4 protein-coding genes and 1 pseudogene are annotated in these 1932 nt (G+C 66.1%); all 5 read right to left on the bottom strand.

From position 1 onward, the window contains the following. A partial coding sequence (locus tag AC1VAN_RS20305; RefSeq protein ID WP_480986584.1) for a hypothetical protein occupies nt 1-381 on the bottom strand: 381 nt, incomplete at its 3' end. Continuing rightward, on the bottom strand, nt 372-767 hold the full coding sequence (locus tag AC1VAN_RS20300) for a hypothetical protein (RefSeq protein ID WP_032975023.1): 396 nt from the start codon (nt 765-767) through the stop codon (nt 372-374). The genes AC1VAN_RS20305 and AC1VAN_RS20300, both read right to left, overlap by 10 nt. Further along, nucleotides 767-1228: a DUF1833 family protein gene (locus AC1VAN_RS20295; RefSeq protein WP_480986583.1), complete on the bottom strand. Its 462-nt coding sequence runs from the start codon at nt 1226-1228 to the stop codon at nt 767-769. The genes AC1VAN_RS20300 and AC1VAN_RS20295 overlap by 1 nt, the downstream gene beginning before the upstream one ends. Then, a complete protein-coding gene (locus AC1VAN_RS20290) occupies nt 1225-1578 on the bottom strand; it encodes a hypothetical protein (RefSeq protein ID WP_032975026.1) in 354 nt (117 codons plus the stop codon). The genes AC1VAN_RS20295 and AC1VAN_RS20290 overlap by 4 nt, the downstream gene beginning before the upstream one ends. Further along, nucleotides 1575-1932, bottom strand: a pseudogene (locus tag AC1VAN_RS20285) (phage tail protein); the annotation flags it as partial. The pseudogene AC1VAN_RS20285 and the gene AC1VAN_RS20290, both read right to left, overlap by 4 nt.

The raw sequence follows: 1932 nt of genomic DNA, 5'->3' as shown, positions 1-1932 counted from the left end.
GCCGTAGGTGGCGCTGAGCCCCGCTACCGCGCCCGCACCCCAGGCCGAGCCTGCCACCAGCGTGCCGATGCCGAAGGTGAAGTAGGTCAGCGCGATCATCGCCACCAACGGGATCACCGCTTTGCCGACCACGCTGCGGACTTCGATCAGCTGCCCATGCCGCGGCCGCACCTGCATCCACTGCTCACGCGGGACATCGATACCATCCACGCAGACCTGCCAGGCCTGCCCATCGAGGCCATCGATATGGCGCATGAGGAAGGCGTACAGGCTTTCGCCCGGGCGCAGGTCGACCGGCACGTTGCGCTGGCCATCCAGCAGCACCGGATGCGGGGTGATGATGAGGCGACCGTCGGTCGCCGGTTGTGGGGTCAGTTCCATGCGTAGTATCCCTCGATCCTCAGCCCATATCCGGGCAGGTCACGAACGCGGTGCAGCACGCTGCAGCCGTTCGTTTCATTGCTGTGCAGAACCCAGCCCTCGTGGGCCAGGAAAAAGAAAACCCCGGCATGGCCGGGGTTGTGTTGTCCGCGTTCGATCATCAGTACCAGGTCGCCGTCCTGCGGTGGGCCCTCGCGGGCTACCGCCTGCGCGCGCGACAGCGCGCCCAGTTCGGCCGAGCCGCGCCGCCCGCGCGGGCGCCGTCCGGGCAGCGCCACTTCACGGGCGAACAGCGCCCGCTGCACCTGCACCACCAGGTCGGCGCAGTCGCACGCGGCTTCGTCATAGGGAATGCCCACCCATCGCTCGACGTCGACCAGGCGCATCAGAAGATCCCCGGCAACGTGAACGGATTGGCGTGCAGCAGCACGGCCTGCTGGCGCATCAGGAAATCGACGCCGCACTGGGCGCTGACCGTGCGCGTGTTGACCGATACCTGGGTCATCGGCAGGTCGTACTCGGCCTCGATGGCATCCGGGTTGGCACGGTCGGTCAGCATCAACCGGGCGGTCACCATCTCGCCCGGGGCCAGTGCTTCCAGGTCTTCGGTGAGTGCGCGGCCGATATTGTCGATCACCAGCTGCGCACGCGGAGCCTGCCCGCTGACGTCGTCGGGAAGCTGAAAGCCGAATGGCGCGGCGATGAACTCGCTGCCATTGCTGGTCCAGTTCACGTTGTCGTTGACGATCCGCAGCACTTCCGGCATCGATGGCGCCGACACTTCCAGCAGCATCAGCGGCCCCTGGGTATCAGCCAGGCGCTGGCGAYGTTCATGGAACGAGCTCATCGCATGTACTCCAGCACCAGATCACGCTTGGAGAAACGGAACTGGGTGTTGAGCGGCACCAGGCGACCGATCCCCTGCGGAAAGCGGGCGCTGATCGGCTGCCCGGTCCGTGGGTGCTCCATCGTGAACCAGCCGACACGACCGACATCGCGCAGGTACCACTCCTCGAACGCCTCGGCGTCGGCCGCACTGCGGAACTGCACCGAGGCGTACACATTCTTCATCACCCGGCTGTTGAGCGCGCGCATCTTGCTCGGCCCGCGCTCCATGTCGGTCCGCTCTTCGGACGCGACGATCTCCTCGCCATAGTCGGCGAAACGAATCTCTGCATACTCTGGCCAACTGCTCATCCCACTGCCTCCGTCCATCCATATCGGGCCCGTCCAATGGCGCCCAGCTCGCCACCGTTGAGGCTGTCGCCCACGATGTCGATCACCAGTCGCCTCACTTCGCTGCCATCCGGCATGCGCTGGCGTTCTTCCCGGGTGTTGACCCGGCCTTCGCCGTAGTTGTTGATTTCCACGTTCATCCCACCCTCGCCGGCACGGGCGATCGGCACCTGCGCATAGCCTCCGCTTTCGCCGCCGCCCAGGCCGTTGCCGGTTCGCAGCGACGTGCGCAGAGCAAAGAATGCCGATGGGCCGCCGAGTGCCGCCATGTCCTCCTGGCTGAGTACACCTTCACCCTTGTGGACGATGCCGGCC

The sequence above is a fragment of the Stenotrophomonas sp. 05L44_2 genome (genome assembly GCF_056665995.1).
Note: the sequence above shows the minus strand (reverse complement) of the source record. Positions and strands in the feature narration are given on the sequence as shown.

Excerpts from the sequence above, each read along its gene's own strand:
- AC1VAN_RS20300 (WP_032975023.1), bottom strand. The coding sequence starts at position 767 with ATGCGCCTGGTCGACGTCGAGCGATGGGTGGGCATTCCCTATGACGAA.
- AC1VAN_RS20290 (WP_032975026.1), bottom strand. The coding sequence starts at position 1,578 with ATGAGCAGTTGGCCAGAGTATGCAGAGATTCGTTTCGCCGACTATGGC.